We start from the raw sequence: 13735 nt of genomic DNA, 5'->3' as shown, positions 1-13735 counted from the left end.
TCAGTGGTCCCTCTGGTGGCGGAGCGCGGCCGCGAGGCCGGCGCCGCGCCGGGCGGCGAGGACGGCGGTGATCAGCAGGGGCACGGCCGCGACGCCCGCGAGGAACAGGGTCACCTGGGGCAGCGGGAGTTCCACGAGCACCTGGGGGACGGGCCGGGCCGCGCCGGAGGTCAGCACGGTCAGCGGGACGAGCGCCCGCGTCAGCAGGACGCCGAGCGCCGCCCCGACGGCCAGGCCGATGCCGATCAGCACGCCCTGTTCCGTCACGACCAGCCGGGCGAGTCCCCGGCGGGGCGCTCCGAGGGCGCGCAGGACGGCGAGTTCGGCGGTCCGCTCGCGCAGGGAGGCGGCGGCGCCGACCGCGAAGCCCACGGCGGAGAGCGCGGCGGCGGCCAGCGCGACGGCGATCAGCGCGGAGCGCGGCCCGTCGCCGAGCGGGTCGCCGAGCAGTCCGGCCGCCGTCTCGTCGCGTACGAGCACCCGGGCGGGCTCGGTGCCGTCGGAGCGGTCCCGGAGCGCGGCGGCGACCTGCGCGGCGGCGCCCGGGGCGGTGCTCAGCCACCACTCGTTGGGGGCGAGGGGGCGGTCGGTGCGGGCGGCGAGGGCGGTGTTGACAGCGCGCAGGTCGACGAGGACGGCGCCGCCGCTGGTGGTGTTCGCGTCCGTGTCCTGGGCCGGGTCCTGGGCCGGGTCCTGGGCCTGGCTCGTCCCGGCGTTCGCCGTGGTCCCGGTGGTGGGCAGCTCCCGTACCGTCTTCACGATGGTCACCCGCACCTGACGGCCCGCCAGCGTCAGGTCGACGCCGTCGCCGCGGCCGGCCCCGGTGGCGCGGAGGAAGGCGTCGGTGGCGACGGCGGCGATCCGCTCCGGGGCGGCGGCGGGGCCCGAAACGCCGCTCAGCAGGCTTTCCGCGGGCTCGTCGGCGAGATCGGCGCGCAGCAGCATGCGTTCCTCGGCGTGTGCCGTGTCCAGCGCGATCACGGTCGCCGACAGGCCGCCGGAGAGGCTCGTGTCCGTACGGTGGGCGGCGGCTGCCTGCCGTACGCCCGGCAGCGCGGCGTAGCGAGCGGCCTGGCCGGGGTCGGCGGGCCGGCCGTCCAGGACGCGTACCGACGCGCCCGTGGCGAAGTCCGCCTGGTCGCGCTGCGAACGGTCCCACGACGCGCTCTGCCCGAGGGCGAGCATGCCCGTCGCCACCGCGAGGACCAGCAGCAGGGCGGGCCCGGCGCCGAGCAGCGACCGGCGGGCGAGGCGGTGGGCGGCCAGCGCGCCGGGCAGCGCACGGCTGCGCGCGGCGCGGCGCTCGGCGAGCCGGGCCAGGGGCGGCAGCAGGCGCAGGGTGAGCACCGTACCGGCGAGCAGTGCCAGCGCGGGCGCGGCGACGAGCAGCGGGTCGATGCCGAGGCGGCCCTCGCGGTCGCTGCCGAGGGCTCCCGTCCCGGTGCCGGTCCCCCGGTCCAACTGCCAGTAGGCCAGGGCCGCGACCACCAGCAGCGCGAGGTCGGCGCCCGCCCGTACGGGTGCGGGCAGGGCGGCGGCCCGGCCGCGCCCGCCGCCGGTCGCCTCGGCGGTCCCGGGTGCCCCGGCGTTCCCGGCGAGGGCGGGCAGGACGACGACCGCCGCGCAGCCGAGGGCGACCGCCGCCGCGACCAGCCACACCGGCCAGGGCGGCAGGTCACCGGGGCCGGTCCCCGCGCTCGCCGCGCCGTCGGCGGGCGCGGACGAGCGGGCGAACAGGCCGGTCAGCGGGGCCGCGAGGAGCGGGGCGCAGAGGGCCGCCGGGAGCGCCAGGAGCAGCGCCTCGGTGGCGGCGAGCGCGGCCAGCCGGGCGCGCGAGGCACCGCGCGCCCGCAACAGGCCGGTCTCGCCCGCCCGTTCCGCGCCGAGCGACCGGGCCACCAGGAGCAGGGTGTAGGCGGCGAGCAGCAGCAGCTGGAGCGCGACGATGACCAGGGTGGACCGGGACACCAGCAGTGCCCGCTCGGTCCGGTCGAGGAGGGCCGGCAGCGCGGTGGTCACCGTCGCGGCGCCGCCGAGCGCCGGTTCCTCCCGCAGCCGCTCGGGGACCTGGGTGGCGGCGGTGCGCAGGGCGGCGAGCCGGTCGGTGGTGATGCCCCGGTAGTCGGCGGCGGCCAGCCAGCCGGTGGCGGCGCGCGAGACCTGCCCGGCGGCGAGGACGGACGCGTCCGTGAGGAGCGGGCCGTAGGTGGTGAAGTCGACCTCGCGGATGCCGCGTCCGCCGAGCGCGTCCAGCCGCCAGTACGGGTCGGTGGGGTCGGTGGCGCGGTACACACCGGTGATCCGGACGGTCAGCCGGTCGTCGGTGAGCCGGTCGGTGAGCGCGATCCGCGCGCCCGGGGCCAACTCCAGCCGCCGGGCGACCTCTTCGGGCAGGGCCACGGGGATGGTCGCACCGGCGCCCGTACCGGCGTCCGCGCCCGTACCCGTGCCAACGTCCGTGCCCGCGTTCGCACCCGTGCCCGGCAGCTCGCCCGCCACCAGGGTGATCCGGGAGCGGTCCAGGGCGGCGAAGTGGGTCAGGTCCGGCTTCTCCCCGGCCGCGGGCGCGGAGGACGCCCGCCGCGTCCCGGGCAGCGCGTACGGTCCCGAGCGCTCCAGCTTCCGTACGGTCACGGGCAGCCCGTCGAACGACTCTTGCGCGCCCCGGACCACGGCACGCTGCGCCGCGTCCCGCTCCCGCTCCGGGACGTCCGCGCTGATGACGAGCACGGCGGAGGCGGCGTCCCGGCCGCGCAGCGTCTCGCGCAGGGCGGTGTCCCCGACCGAGGTGGAGAACGCGGTGAGGGAGGCGAGCACACAGGTGGTCAGCACCACCGCGAGCAGCGCGGCGGCCAGCAGCAGCCGATGCCCCGCCGCGCGCAGAAAGACGAACCCCGTCACACTTCCCCCGACACCCCGTGCGCCGTCCGGCAGAACGGCTCCCTCTCCGGATCTCCCCGTTGATCCCGGGTCTCCCCTGTTGATCCACGCCCAGCCAAACAGAAAACCAGCCCATTGCCTACCCTGCGGTGCCCGCACATACTGTGGCCGGGCGACAACCACAGGCCACGACGCGCGGGGGATGCGCCCATGACGGAACACACCAGCACGCACGACACCAGCGCCGGGCGGAACACCACCCCACCCCCCGGCACCACCGGCCCGATGGTCAGCGTCCAGGATCTGCACCGCTCGTACGGCACCGGTCCCACCGCCGTCCACGCGCTGCGCGGCGCCTCCCTCGACATCCCGCGGGGTGAACTGGTCGCCCTCAAAGGGCGGTCCGGGGCCGGCAAGACCACACTGCTCAATCTGATCGGCGGCCTGGACGCGCCGGACCGGGGCCGGGTCGTCGTCGACGGCACCGACCTCTCGTCACTCGGCGGGAACGAACTCCTGGAACTCCGCCGCGACCGCGTCGGATTCGTCTTCCAGTCGTTCGGCCTGATCCCCATCCTCACCGCGGCGGAGAACGTGGGCGTGCCGCTGCGGCTGCGCAAGGCGGAGGCGCGCGAGCGCGAGGAGCGGGTGGCGCTGCTGCTGGCCCTCGTCGGCCTCACCGACCACGCGGCGCAGCGCCCGGGCGAACTCTCCGGCGGTCAGCAGCAGCGGGTGGCCATCGCCCGCGCCCTCGCCAACCGGCCGGCCCTGCTGATCGCCGACGAGCCGACCGCCCAACTGGACGCGCACACCGGGCTCGCGGTGATGGAGCTGCTGCGTACGGTCGTACGGAGCGAGGGCGCGACCGCGCTGGTCGCCACGCACGACCCTCAGTTGCTCGAACTGGCCGACCGGGTGGTCGAGCTGAGCGACGGCCGGATCGTCCCGTAGCGGCGCGCCATCCCTCGTCCCGACGTCCCGAGGCGAGCCGCAGAAAAGTTTTTTCGTACGCGTTGAACACCCCGGGGCCGGGCCGCGTACTCCATGGCAACTCCCCCATGGTGGCTGGGCGCGTGAACGGACGACAGGGTCCGGTACACGCGCCCAGCACTTTTTTACGATCGGGCAGGGGCCCGGTTCGTCAGCCGCCCAGCGCGTGCGACACCGTGTAGATCAGCAGCCCGGCCAGCGCCCCGACCACCGTGCCGTTGATCCGGATGAACTGGAGGTCCCGGCCGATGTTGGCCTCGATCTTCTTCGACGTGTCGGCGGCGTCCCAGCTCGCGACGGTCTCCGAGATCAGCGAGGTGATCTCGCCCCGGTACGTGGAGACGAGATACGCCGCCGCGTCCTCGACCCATCCGTCCACCTTCCCCTGGAGCCGGTCGTCCGTCGCCAGCCGGCTGCCCAGCGAGAGCAGCGAGGCGCGCGCCCGCAGGCGCAGCTCGCTGCGGTCGTCCTCGGCCGCCGAGATGATCATGGTGCGTACGGATGCCCAGGCCGAGGCGATGATGTCCTGCACCTCGGGCCGCGCCAGCAGCTCCGACTTCAGCCGCTCGACCCGCGCCCGGGTCTCCGTGTCCGACTGGAGGTCGGCGGCGAAGTCGCGCAGGAAGCGGTCGATCGCGCCGCGCGCCGGGTGCGTCGGCATGTCGCGCATCTCGGTGACGAAGCGCACCAGCTCCTTGTAGACGCGGTCCCCGATCCTGCGGTCCACGAAGCGCGGCGTCCACCCCGGAGCGCCGCCCTGGACCGCGTCCATGACCGAGTCGCCGTGCTCCACCAGCCAGTCGTGCGCCCGCGCGCAGATCAGGTCGACGGCCCGGTGGTGGGCGCCGTCGGCGACGACCTTGTCCAGCGTCTTCCCGATGCCCGGCGCGATCTCGGCGGCGTCCGCGCGGCGGGTGATCGCCTCGCCGACGACGGCCTGGACATCCGCGTCCCGCAGGACGGTGAGGGCGCCGCGCAGCGCCGTCGCCAGCTCGGCGGTGACGCGGTCGGCGTGGTCGGGCTCGGCGAGCCAGGTACCGAGCCGGCCGCCGATGCCGAGGGCGCGCAGCCTGCCGCGTACGACGTCGGCGGAGAGGAAGTTCTCCCCGACGAAGGAGCCCAGCGAGGCGCCGAGCTGGTCCTTCTTGTGCGGGATGATCGCGGTGTGCGGGATGGGCAGGCCCAGCGGATGCCGGAAGAGCGCCGTCACCGCGAACCAGTCGGCCAGCGCGCCGACCATGCCCGCCTCGGCCGCCGCGGCGACATAACCGGCCCAGGGGCCCGCGCCGGAGTTCTTCGCCCAGGTGGCGAGGACGAAGACCAGCGCGACGAACAGGAGCAGGCCGGTGGCGGTGGCCTTCATCCGGCGCACGCCGCGCCGCTTCTCCTCGTCGGCGGCCGTGTAGGAGAAGCCGGGCAGGGTCGTCGGCCGCCTGGCGCCCGGCCCGCCGGAGGCCGCCGTCCCGGGCACCCCGGCCGGCCCGGCGGCCCCCGCCTCGCCTGCCGTCCCCGCCTCGCCTGCCGTCCCCGCCTCGCCTGCCGTGCCTGCCGTCCCCGCCTCGCCTGTCGTGCCTGTCGTCCCTGCCGCTCCCGGCGTCAGCTCTTTACGCGGAGCCGACTTGTCCGGATCCGTACGTTCCATCCGCTCCACCCGTCCGCGTACACACTCATGGGCCTCGTGACCGGACCCACTCGTACACATTGTCCCTTCCTGACGTACTCCCGGGGCGCGCGTCGAGTTCCCCGGGCGATGCCGGATGATGGTGGTGAACGCAGGGGTGAGGGGATACGGGGGACATGACCAGACAGCGCGGATTTGCCCTGCTCGGGGGGCTGATAGGGGTGGTGGCGCTGGTGTGCGCCGCCATATTCGGCGGGTTCGGCCTGCTGACCGTCGGGCCGGAGCTCCCCTCCGGCCCCACGGATGGCTCGAACGGCGCGGCGACGGGCGGCGGCGGTACGGGAGAGGCGCGGGCCCAGGCCCCGTCCACCGGCGGCCGGGCCGCGCCCGCCTCCGCCGACGCCTGGACGGGAACGTGGGCCACCGCCCCGGCCGGGGCCGAGAAGGGCGTCCCGTACGGCTATCCCGGGCGTTCCATCCGTAACGTCGTGCACACCACCATCGGCGGTACCGGCGTCCGGGTCACCCTCTCCAACCTCTACAGCCCCAGCGCCCTCCTGGTCGGCCACGCCTCCGTCGCGGTCGGCGCGGGCGGCCCGCGCGCGGCCGAAGGGACCCTGCGGCAGCTCTCCTTCGGCGGGCGGGCCGCGGTGACCATACCGGCGGGCGGGCAGATCATCAGCGACCCGGTGGTGATGCGCGTGCCCTACGACGGCGATCTGCTGGTCACGCTCCACACACCGGTCGCGAGCGGGCCCGTCACGTACCACCCGTACGCGCTCCAGACCTCGTACCTCGCCGACGGCGACCACACGCGGGACACCACCGGGGTCCCGTACACCGAGCCGAGCACGGCCTGGCGGTACCTGACCGCCGTCGACGTCCAGAACCGCGACGCGCGGGGGGCCGTGGTCGCCTTCGGCGACTCGATCACCGACGGTGTGGGCTCCCGCCTCGACGCGAACCACCGCTGGCCGGACATCCTCGCGGCCCGGCTGCGCGACCGGGACATCGCCGTGCTCAACGAGGGCATCGGCGGCAACCGGGTCCTGGCGGACTCCGTACGGGACCGGAAGGGCGCGAGCGGTGTCTCCCGCTTCTCCCGCGACGTCCTCGAACGCGCCGGGGCCCGGACCGTCGTCATCGACCTCGGCGTCAACGACATCCTGCGCGGCGGCGAGCGCGACCCGGCCAGGATCACCGCCGGGCTCAGGGAGCTGACCCGGCAGGCGCACGCGCGCGGGCTGCGTGTCATCGGCTCGACGCTGACGCCGTTCGGCGCCCATCGCGGGTACAGCCCGGCCGCCGAGTCCGTACGGGAGCGGGTGAACGCGGAGATCAGGGCGGGCGGGGTCTTCGACGACGTCGTGGACTTCGACCGGGTGGTGCGTGACCCGTACGCCCCGCAGCGGATCAGGCCGCTGTACGACTCGGGCGACGGCCTGCACCCGAGCGACGCCGGATACCGGGCGATGGGCCGCTCGCTCAGCCTCGAACTGCTGGAGGCGAAGGCCCCCGCCGAGCTGTAGTCGGCGGCGGAGACGGAGGCGGAGCCGGAGGCGGAAATAAAAGCGCGACCATGACCGGAAGCGGGCGGAGACGGGACGGTCAGTCCAGTTCCTTCCGCTCCGCCTTCTTCTCCAGCTTCTGGCGCTTGCGCTCCTCCTTGAGCCTGCGCTTCTCCGCGTCCCGGAGCTTGCGCTCCACCCCGACCCCGCCCATCAGCGCGAACCCGGTGACGATCACCCGCGGCGAGCCGGGGCTCACCGCCGATCCGTCGTGCGGCGCCTCGCCGAAGCCGCCCATCAGGCCGAAGCCCCTGACCTCGACGTCCATGTCCGGCGGAACCGTGACATGGACACCACCCATAATGGTGTAGCAGCGGATCACCACGTCGCGGTCCTCGAACCGGGCCTCGCGCAGATCGATCTCGCCGCCCGCCTGCAAGACGACCGCCGTGAACTTCCGGCCCACCGTCCACGTCCCCCTGCGGCCGAACCCGCCCCAGAACGCGAACGCGCCCTTGGACGTGGCCGGTTCGCGGCCGATGCGGTCGGCCCAGGAGGTCGGGGCGCTCTCCCCGTCCCCGTCCCGGGCCACGGCGCCGTCCGCGATCCGCGCCACGTCCGTCGTCGTCCCGGGCGCGGGAAGGTCCCGTACCAGCGGAACCAACTCGCCGTGCGTACGCGCCTTGTAGGCCACCCCGAGCCGCTCGTCGAACTCCTCCATCGTGAGCCGGCCCTCGGCCATCGCCTCACGGAGCCGCTCCGCCACCTGCTCACGCTCGGCGTCGGAGGCACGCGTCTCAGGCCGTTCACTCGTCATAGGAGCAGACTAGCCACCCCCTGAGGCCCACGTCACACAGCTGATCGATCCGCGTACATCTTGGCGATGACCGACTCGATGTCCGGCTCCCGTACCGAGAGATCCACCAGCGGATACTCCGCCGCGATCCGTGCGACCAGCGGCGCCGCCGACTCCGTCGCCGGGAACGCCAGCCACTGCCGCGGCCCCTCCACCTTCACCACCCGCGCCGCCGCGCCCGCCACGTCGACCGGCGGCAGTTCGCGCTCCAGGTCGACGACGAGCGTCCGTTCGCTCTCCCCCACCTCGTGCAGCCCGGCCAGGGCCCCGTCGTACAGCAGCCGCCCGTGGTCGATGACCATCACCCGGCGGCAGAGCTGCTCGATGTCGGTCAGGTCGTGGGTGGTCAGCAGCACCGTCGTCGCGCGCTCGGCGTTCAGGTCACGCAGGAACTCCCGCACCTTCGCCTTGGAGACCACGTCGAGCCCGATCGTCGGCTCGTCCAGGTACAGCACCTCCGGGTCGTGCAGCAGCGCCGCCGCGATGTCGCCGCGCATCCGCTGGCCCAGCGAGAGCTGCCGTACCGGTACGTCCAGCAGCTCCCCCAGGTCGAGCAGTTCCACGCACCGCTCCAGATTGGTCCGGAACCGGGCGTCGGGGATCCGGTACATCCGGTGCATCAGCCGGTACGAGTCGATCAGCGGCAGGTCCCACCAGAGCGTGGTGCGCTGCCCGAAGACCACGCCGATGCGGTGCGCCAGCCGCGTACGCTCGCGCGACGGGTCGATGCCCGCGACCCGCAGCCGGCCACCGCTGGGAGTGAGGATGCCCGTGAGCATCTTGATGGTGGTGGACTTCCCGGCGCCGTTCGGGCCGATGTAGCCGACCATCTCGCCGCGCTCCACCCGGAAGCTGATGCCGTCGACGGCCCGCACCCGGTGCTTCTCGCGGCGCAGCGGGCCGGTCTTCCGGCGCACGTCGAAGACCTTCTCGACGCCGTCCAGCTCGATGAATCCCGCCCCGTCGTCCGTCGTCATCCGCGTGCCCTCTCTCTTCCGTTGCCTTGTTCCTGTTCCTGTCCCAGCCCCGTTCCTCCGCACCCGGCTCAGCTCCCCGTGCTGCGGTACGCCCGGAGCCCCGCCCGCCACGCCGCCATCGCCAGCGCGCAGCACCCGCACGCCACCACCGGCGGCAGGAACGCGAGCGCGGCGGGCAGCCCCAGCGGGTTCTCCCGGCCCAGCACGTAGAGCGCCGGGATCCAGTTGACGAAGGCCAGCGGCACCAGGAACGTCACCCCACGCACCAGGTCCTTCGCGAAGACCGTCGGCGGGTACTGGAGCAGCGTCGTCCCGCCGTACGTGAACGAGCTCTGCACCTCGGCCGCGTCCTGCGCCCAGAACTGGAACGCCGCGCCCGCCACGAACACGGAGGCGAAGATCGCCGCCCCGCAGAGCACCATCACCGGCACCATCAGCACCCGTACGGGCGTCCAGTCGATGTCCACGACGAGCAGCGCGTACCCCAGCACCAGCAGCCCCTGGACGACCCGGCCCACCCGGCGCAGCGCGAACCGGTCCGCCGCGACCTGCGCCAGTACGGGGACGGGCCGCACCAGCAGCGTGTCGAGCGTGCCGTCGCGCACCCGGCGCCCCAGCCGGTCCATCGAGCCGAGGAGCAGGTCGGCGAGGCCGAAGGCGGTGGCGGACGTCCCGTACAGGAAGGCCACCTCGGGCAGCGAGAAGCCGCCCAGGGCGTCGACGTGCGTGAACATCACGAGGATCGCCACGAAGTCGAGGACGGTCACCGCGAAGTTCCCGAGGGCCGTCATCGCGAAGGAGGCGCGGTAGGTCATCGTGGAGCGCATCCACATGGCGACGATCAGTCCGTACGCCCGCAGCCCGTCCCGCAGCGCCGCCGCACGCGAGGCCCGCGGAATCCACACGGAGATGCGGGAGGTGCCGGAAGTGCCGGAAGTGCCGGAGGTGCCGGAGGCGTCCGACAGCGTCTCGTCAGCCACCCTGGACCACCACCCTGCGCGTCGCCACGCCCTGGAGCAGCCGCCCGGCCACCAGCAGCGCCGCCGCCCAGCCGGCCTGGAACGCGTACGCCCCCGCCAGGTCCCACCCGGCCCGCCGGCCGAGGAAGACATCGGCGGGGACCTGGAGCAGCGACGACCAGGGCAGCGCCCGCGCGATCTCGCCCAGCGCCCCGGGGAAGAGGGTGAGCGGCAGCAGCAGCCCGGAGAAGAACGTCCCCGCCAGGAACGAGATCTGCGCCACGCCCGCGCCGTCCAGCAGCCAGAACGCGGAGAGCGCGACGAGATAGCGGATCGCGAAGCTCACGACGACCCCGAGGAACACGGCGAGCAGGAACGCCGGCCAGACCAGCGCCGAGCCCGGCATCGCCAGGTCGAAGACGAACGAGCCGAACACCATCGGCGCGATGCCGCGCCCCAGCAGATGGAAGGCCGCGCGGCCCAGGTCCCCGGCGAGCCACCAGAGCTGGAGGTCGGCGGGGCGGTAGAGGTCGACGGCGATGTCGCCGGTACGGATGCGCTCCATCAGCTCGTCCTCGAAGCCGCCGCCCATCATGGCGCAGGTCATCAGCAGCCCCTGGCCGAGCCAGACGAAGGTGACGGCCTGGGAGAGGTCGTAACCACCGAGCTGGGGCCGTTCGTCCCAGAGGGCGGTGTAGGTGTACGCGATGATGAAGCCGAACACCGTGTTGGTGAACACACCGGCCACGGTGGCCACCCGGTACGTCGCGTGACGCCGGAACCCTCCCGCGGCCACCGCTAAGTAGAGCCGCACGAAGGGCCCCTTTCTCTTCCGTCCCGGGCCGCCCGGCCGCGGGGCTCCTCCCGCCCGGGCCGCCCGGCCGCAGGCACCAAAGCGCACGACCCTAGTCCGGACGGACAGGCCACCGCGACCGAATATCGGGACCGGACATCACGGCCCGGACATCGCGGCCCGGACATCACGGCCCGCACATCGAGACGGACATCCGGCCGAATATCCGGGTACCACCGCTCCGGCCCATCGCGTCCGGCCCTCCGGGCCGTTCTGGCCGTGTTTCATAGGGCTGCGCAGCGTTTCTTATGCCTGCGTTACGAATGGACTGATACGACACCGTTATGCCGGAGAGTCAGCCTTCGGCCACGGCCGAGGGGTCTCCAGACACATGAACGACGAGCCACAGCAGCCGACCGGTCGGCGTCGGCGCCGTTTCCTCCCGTCCCGGCGCATGGTGCTCGGCGCGTTCCTGGTGTGCGCGCTCCTCGCGATCGGGGGCTTCGCCCTCGGCTACAAACTCGTCGGCATCCCGGCCGCCAACGCCGCGGCCACCGCCCAGTCGAACGTGTACCTGTACGCGGACGGTACGGAGATCGCCCGCGACGGCGCCGTCAACCGCGAGAACATCCAGCTCGCGCAGGTGCCCAGAACCGTGCAGCGGGCCGTGCTCGCCGCCGAGGACCGCGGCTTCTACAGCGAGCCCGCCGTCGACCCGCAGGGCATGGTCCGCGCCGCCTGGAACACCGCCACCGGCAAGGGCACCCAGGGCGGCTCCACGATCACCCAGCAGTACGTCAAGAACTACTACCTCGGCCAGGAGCAGACGATCGCCCGCAAGGCCAAGGAGTTCTTCATCGCGATCAAACTCAACCGCGAACAGTCCAAGGAAGAGATCCTCCAGGGCTATCTGAACACCAGCTTCTTCGGCCGGAACGCGTACGGCATCCAGGCCGCGGCGCAGGCGTACTACGGCAAGGACATCGAGGACATCACCACGGCGGAGGGCGCCTACCTCGCGTCGCTGCTCAACGCCCCGAGCGAGTTCGACGTCGTCGTCCACCCCGAGAACAAGCCCGCCGCCGTCGCCCGCTGGAACTACGTCCTCGACGGCATGGTCAAGGAGAAGTGGCTCGACGCCGGCACCCGAGCCACCCTGAAGTTCCCCGCGCCCGGCCCGATCCGGCCCGCGGCCACCGGCCTCTCCGGGCAGCGCGGCTACCTCGTCCAGGCCGTCGAGGAGTACCTCACCGGCCACCACGTCATCGGCGCCGACACGCTGGCCACCGGCGGCTACCGGATCACCACCACCATCGACCACAAGAAGCAGAACGCGCTGGTCAAGGCGGTCGGCAACCAGGTCACCTCGCAACTCGCCAGCGGCCGCGCCGCCGACCGCAACGTCCGCGTCGGCGCCACCTCCATCGACCCCGCGACCGGCCGGGTGGTCGCCATGTACGGCGGCATCGACTACACGAAGCAGTACGTCAACAACGCCACCCGCCGCGACTACCAGGTCGGCTCCACCTTCAAGCCGTTCGTCCTCGCCTCCGCCGTCCAGAACGGCTCCGAGACCCAGGACGGCCGGACCATCACCCCCAACACCGTCTACGACGGCGACACCGGCCACATGGTCGAGGGCCCCGCCGGACCGACCGGCTACGCCCCGGACAACGAGGACGACAGGGACTACGGCCCCATCACCATCAGGACCGCCACCGACAAGTCCGTCAACGCGGTCTACGCACAGCTCGCCCAGGACGTCGGCCCCGAAACCGTCAGGAGGACGGCCGTCGCCCTCGGCATCCCTGCGAACACCCCCGACCTCACCGCCTCCCCCTCCATCGCCCTCGGCCCGGCCACCGCGAGCGCCCTCGACATGGCCCAGGCGTACGCGACCCTCGCCCACCACGGCGAGCGCGTCCCGTACACGCTCGTCACCAAGGTCACCAAGAACGGCACGGACGTGGCACTGCCGCATCGGGCCACCACCCAGGCCATCAGCCGGGAGGCCGCCGACACCACCACCGCCGTGCTGCGCGGCGTCGTCGACGGCGGGACCGGCACCGCCGCCCTGTCCGCGGGCCGTCCCGCGGCGGGCAAGACCGGCACGGCCGAGGAGGACCGGGCGGCCTGGTTCGCGGGATACACCCCGAACCTGGCCACCGTCGTCGCCGTCATGGGCGCCGACCCGAAGACGGCCCAGCAGAAGCCGCTGTACGGGGCGCTCGGCCAGGCCCGGATCAACGGCGGCGGCGCGCCGGCCGCCATCTGGGGCGAATACACCGGGGCCGCGCTGCGCGCCACCCCCGTACAGGACTTCGACCTCCAGGTGGCGGCCGGCGCCGAGGAGAGCGCCTCGCCGGACCCGCAGCAGTCACTGGAGTCCGGCATGCCCGGCAGCGCCTCGCCCCGGCCCAGCACCCCGGGCCGGGCACAGGGGCAGAGCCAGGGTCAGTCTCAGGGGCAGTCACAGGGCCGAACGGGTGGCGCGGACGGCGCGGGCGGTGCCACCACCGGCGGCGCCGGCAGAGGCCAGAGCCCGCACCCGGGCCACCACCCCCCGTCGCCGGGTGGCACGGGCGGCGGTACGACAACCACGGGCGGCGGCGCCGGCCAGGGACCGCCCGCCGGCGGCCAGGGACCGCCCGCCGCCGGCCAGGGCGGCCGGGGAGACACCGCGGGCGGCGACGGTGCGGGAGCCGCGGGGGACCAGGGGCCCCCGCGGGGCGCGCCCGACGCCGCCGGGGCGCCCGGACAGGGCCCGCCCGTGGCCCCGCAGCACCAGGACCCCGGCGCGCTCAGTGCCCGGACGTGACCTTCAGCCCCACCACGGCCACCACCAGCAGCGAGACGAAGAAGATCCGGGCGGCGGACGCCGGCTCCCCCAGCACGACCATGCCGAGCACCGCCGCACCGGCCGCGCCGATCCCGACCCACACGCCGTACGCCGTACCGATCGGCAGCGTCTTCGCCGCCTGCGCGAGCAGCACCATACTGACCACGATCCCGGCACCCGTGAACACGCTCGGCCACAGCCGCGTGAACCCCTCGGTGTACTTCATCCCGATCGACCAGGCGACCTCGACCAGACCCGCGACGACCAACAGAACCCACGCCATGACGGCACCTCCGGCACAGAAAGCACGGA

Annotated in this window: 10 protein-coding genes; 3 read left to right on the top strand and 7 right to left on the bottom strand. The window is 73.8% G+C overall.

Annotated elements, in window-relative coordinates; all coding sequences use genetic code 11:
* Window positions 1-2901, bottom strand: coding sequence for an ABC transporter permease (locus tag AB0P17_RS20935; protein ID WP_365813029.1), 2901 nt, complete (start codon window positions 2899-2901; stop codon window positions 1-3).
* 264 nt (window positions 2902-3165) lie between these two features.
* On the opposite strand from AB0P17_RS20935, the gene AB0P17_RS20930 reads away from it, so the two are divergent.
* A complete protein-coding gene (locus tag AB0P17_RS20930; protein ID WP_365813167.1) occupies window positions 3166-3831 on the top strand; it encodes an ABC transporter ATP-binding protein in 666 nt (221 codons plus the stop codon).
* Window positions 3832-4021: 190 nt separating this feature from the next.
* Here AB0P17_RS20930 and AB0P17_RS20925 read toward each other — a convergent pair whose 3' ends face one another.
* Window positions 4022-5512, bottom strand: coding sequence for a DUF445 domain-containing protein (locus AB0P17_RS20925; RefSeq protein ID WP_365813027.1), 1491 nt, complete (start codon window positions 5510-5512; stop codon window positions 4022-4024).
* Between the two features lie 155 nt (window positions 5513-5667).
* On the opposite strand from AB0P17_RS20925, the gene AB0P17_RS20920 reads away from it, so the two are divergent.
* Window positions 5668-7020 (top strand): GDSL-type esterase/lipase family protein, encoded by a 1353-nt coding sequence (locus AB0P17_RS20920; RefSeq protein WP_365813025.1) that lies wholly within the window; start codon window positions 5668-5670, stop codon window positions 7018-7020.
* Between the two features lie 79 nt (window positions 7021-7099).
* Here AB0P17_RS20920 and AB0P17_RS20915 read toward each other — a convergent pair whose 3' ends face one another.
* The 4 genes from AB0P17_RS20915 to AB0P17_RS20900 form a co-directional block, all read right to left on the bottom strand.
* Window positions 7100-7816 (bottom strand): DUF1707 domain-containing protein, encoded by a 717-nt coding sequence (locus AB0P17_RS20915; protein ID WP_365813023.1) that lies wholly within the window; start codon window positions 7814-7816, stop codon window positions 7100-7102.
* Between the two features lie 32 nt (window positions 7817-7848).
* The gene (locus tag AB0P17_RS20910) at window positions 7849-8832 is read right to left on the bottom strand and encodes an ATP-binding cassette domain-containing protein (RefSeq protein ID WP_365813022.1); all 984 of its coding nucleotides are present in this window, start codon (window positions 8830-8832) and stop codon (window positions 7849-7851) included.
* Window positions 8833-8900: 68 nt separating this feature from the next.
* Complete coding sequence (locus tag AB0P17_RS20905; protein ID WP_365813020.1) at window positions 8901-9812, bottom strand: ABC transporter permease; 912 nt, start codon at window positions 9810-9812, stop codon at window positions 8901-8903.
* Window positions 9805-10605, bottom strand: coding sequence for an ABC-2 family transporter protein (locus tag AB0P17_RS20900; protein ID WP_365813018.1), 801 nt, complete (start codon window positions 10603-10605; stop codon window positions 9805-9807). The genes AB0P17_RS20905 and AB0P17_RS20900 overlap by 8 nt, the downstream gene beginning before the upstream one ends.
* A 370-nt stretch (window positions 10606-10975) precedes the next feature.
* On the opposite strand from AB0P17_RS20900, the gene AB0P17_RS20895 reads away from it, so the two are divergent.
* Entirely contained in the window at window positions 10976-13402 is a 2427-nt protein-coding gene (locus tag AB0P17_RS20895) for a transglycosylase domain-containing protein (protein WP_365813016.1), read from the top strand.
* Here the strand turns inward: AB0P17_RS20895 and sugE are convergent.
* Window positions 13386-13706 carry a quaternary ammonium compound efflux SMR transporter SugE gene (gene sugE, locus AB0P17_RS20890; RefSeq protein ID WP_365813014.1) on the bottom strand — a complete coding sequence of 107 codons (321 nt, stop codon included), beginning with the start codon at window positions 13704-13706 and terminating at the stop codon, window positions 13386-13388. The genes AB0P17_RS20895 and sugE overlap by 17 nt on opposite strands.
* Between the last annotated feature and the right edge of the window lie 29 nt (window positions 13707-13735).

Source organism: Streptomyces sp. NPDC088124 (assembly GCF_040685895.1).
In the GTDB taxonomy this organism is placed as follows: domain Bacteria; phylum Actinomycetota; class Actinomycetes; order Streptomycetales; family Streptomycetaceae; genus Streptomyces.
Note: the sequence above shows the minus strand (reverse complement) of the source record. Positions and strands in the feature narration are given on the sequence as shown.

Coding starts and splice junctions, on each gene's coding strand:
- AB0P17_RS20930 (WP_365813167.1), top strand. CDS start 3,166: ATGGTCAGCGTCCAGGATCTGCACCGCTCGTACGGCACCGGTCCCACC.
- AB0P17_RS20925 (WP_365813027.1), bottom strand. CDS start 5,512: ATGGAACGTACGGATCCGGACAAGTCGGCTCCGCGTAAAGAGCTGACG.
- AB0P17_RS20920 (WP_365813025.1), top strand. CDS start 5,668: ATGACCAGACAGCGCGGATTTGCCCTGCTCGGGGGGCTGATAGGGGTG.
- AB0P17_RS20915 (WP_365813023.1), bottom strand. CDS start 7,816: ATGACGAGTGAACGGCCTGAGACGCGTGCCTCCGACGCCGAGCGTGAG.
- AB0P17_RS20910 (WP_365813022.1), bottom strand. CDS start 8,832: ATGACGACGGACGACGGGGCGGGATTCATCGAGCTGGACGGCGTCGAG.
- AB0P17_RS20895 (WP_365813016.1), top strand. CDS start 10,976: ATGAACGACGAGCCACAGCAGCCGACCGGTCGGCGTCGGCGCCGTTTC.
- sugE (WP_365813014.1), bottom strand. CDS start 13,706: ATGGCGTGGGTTCTGTTGGTCGTCGCGGGTCTGGTCGAGGTCGCCTGG.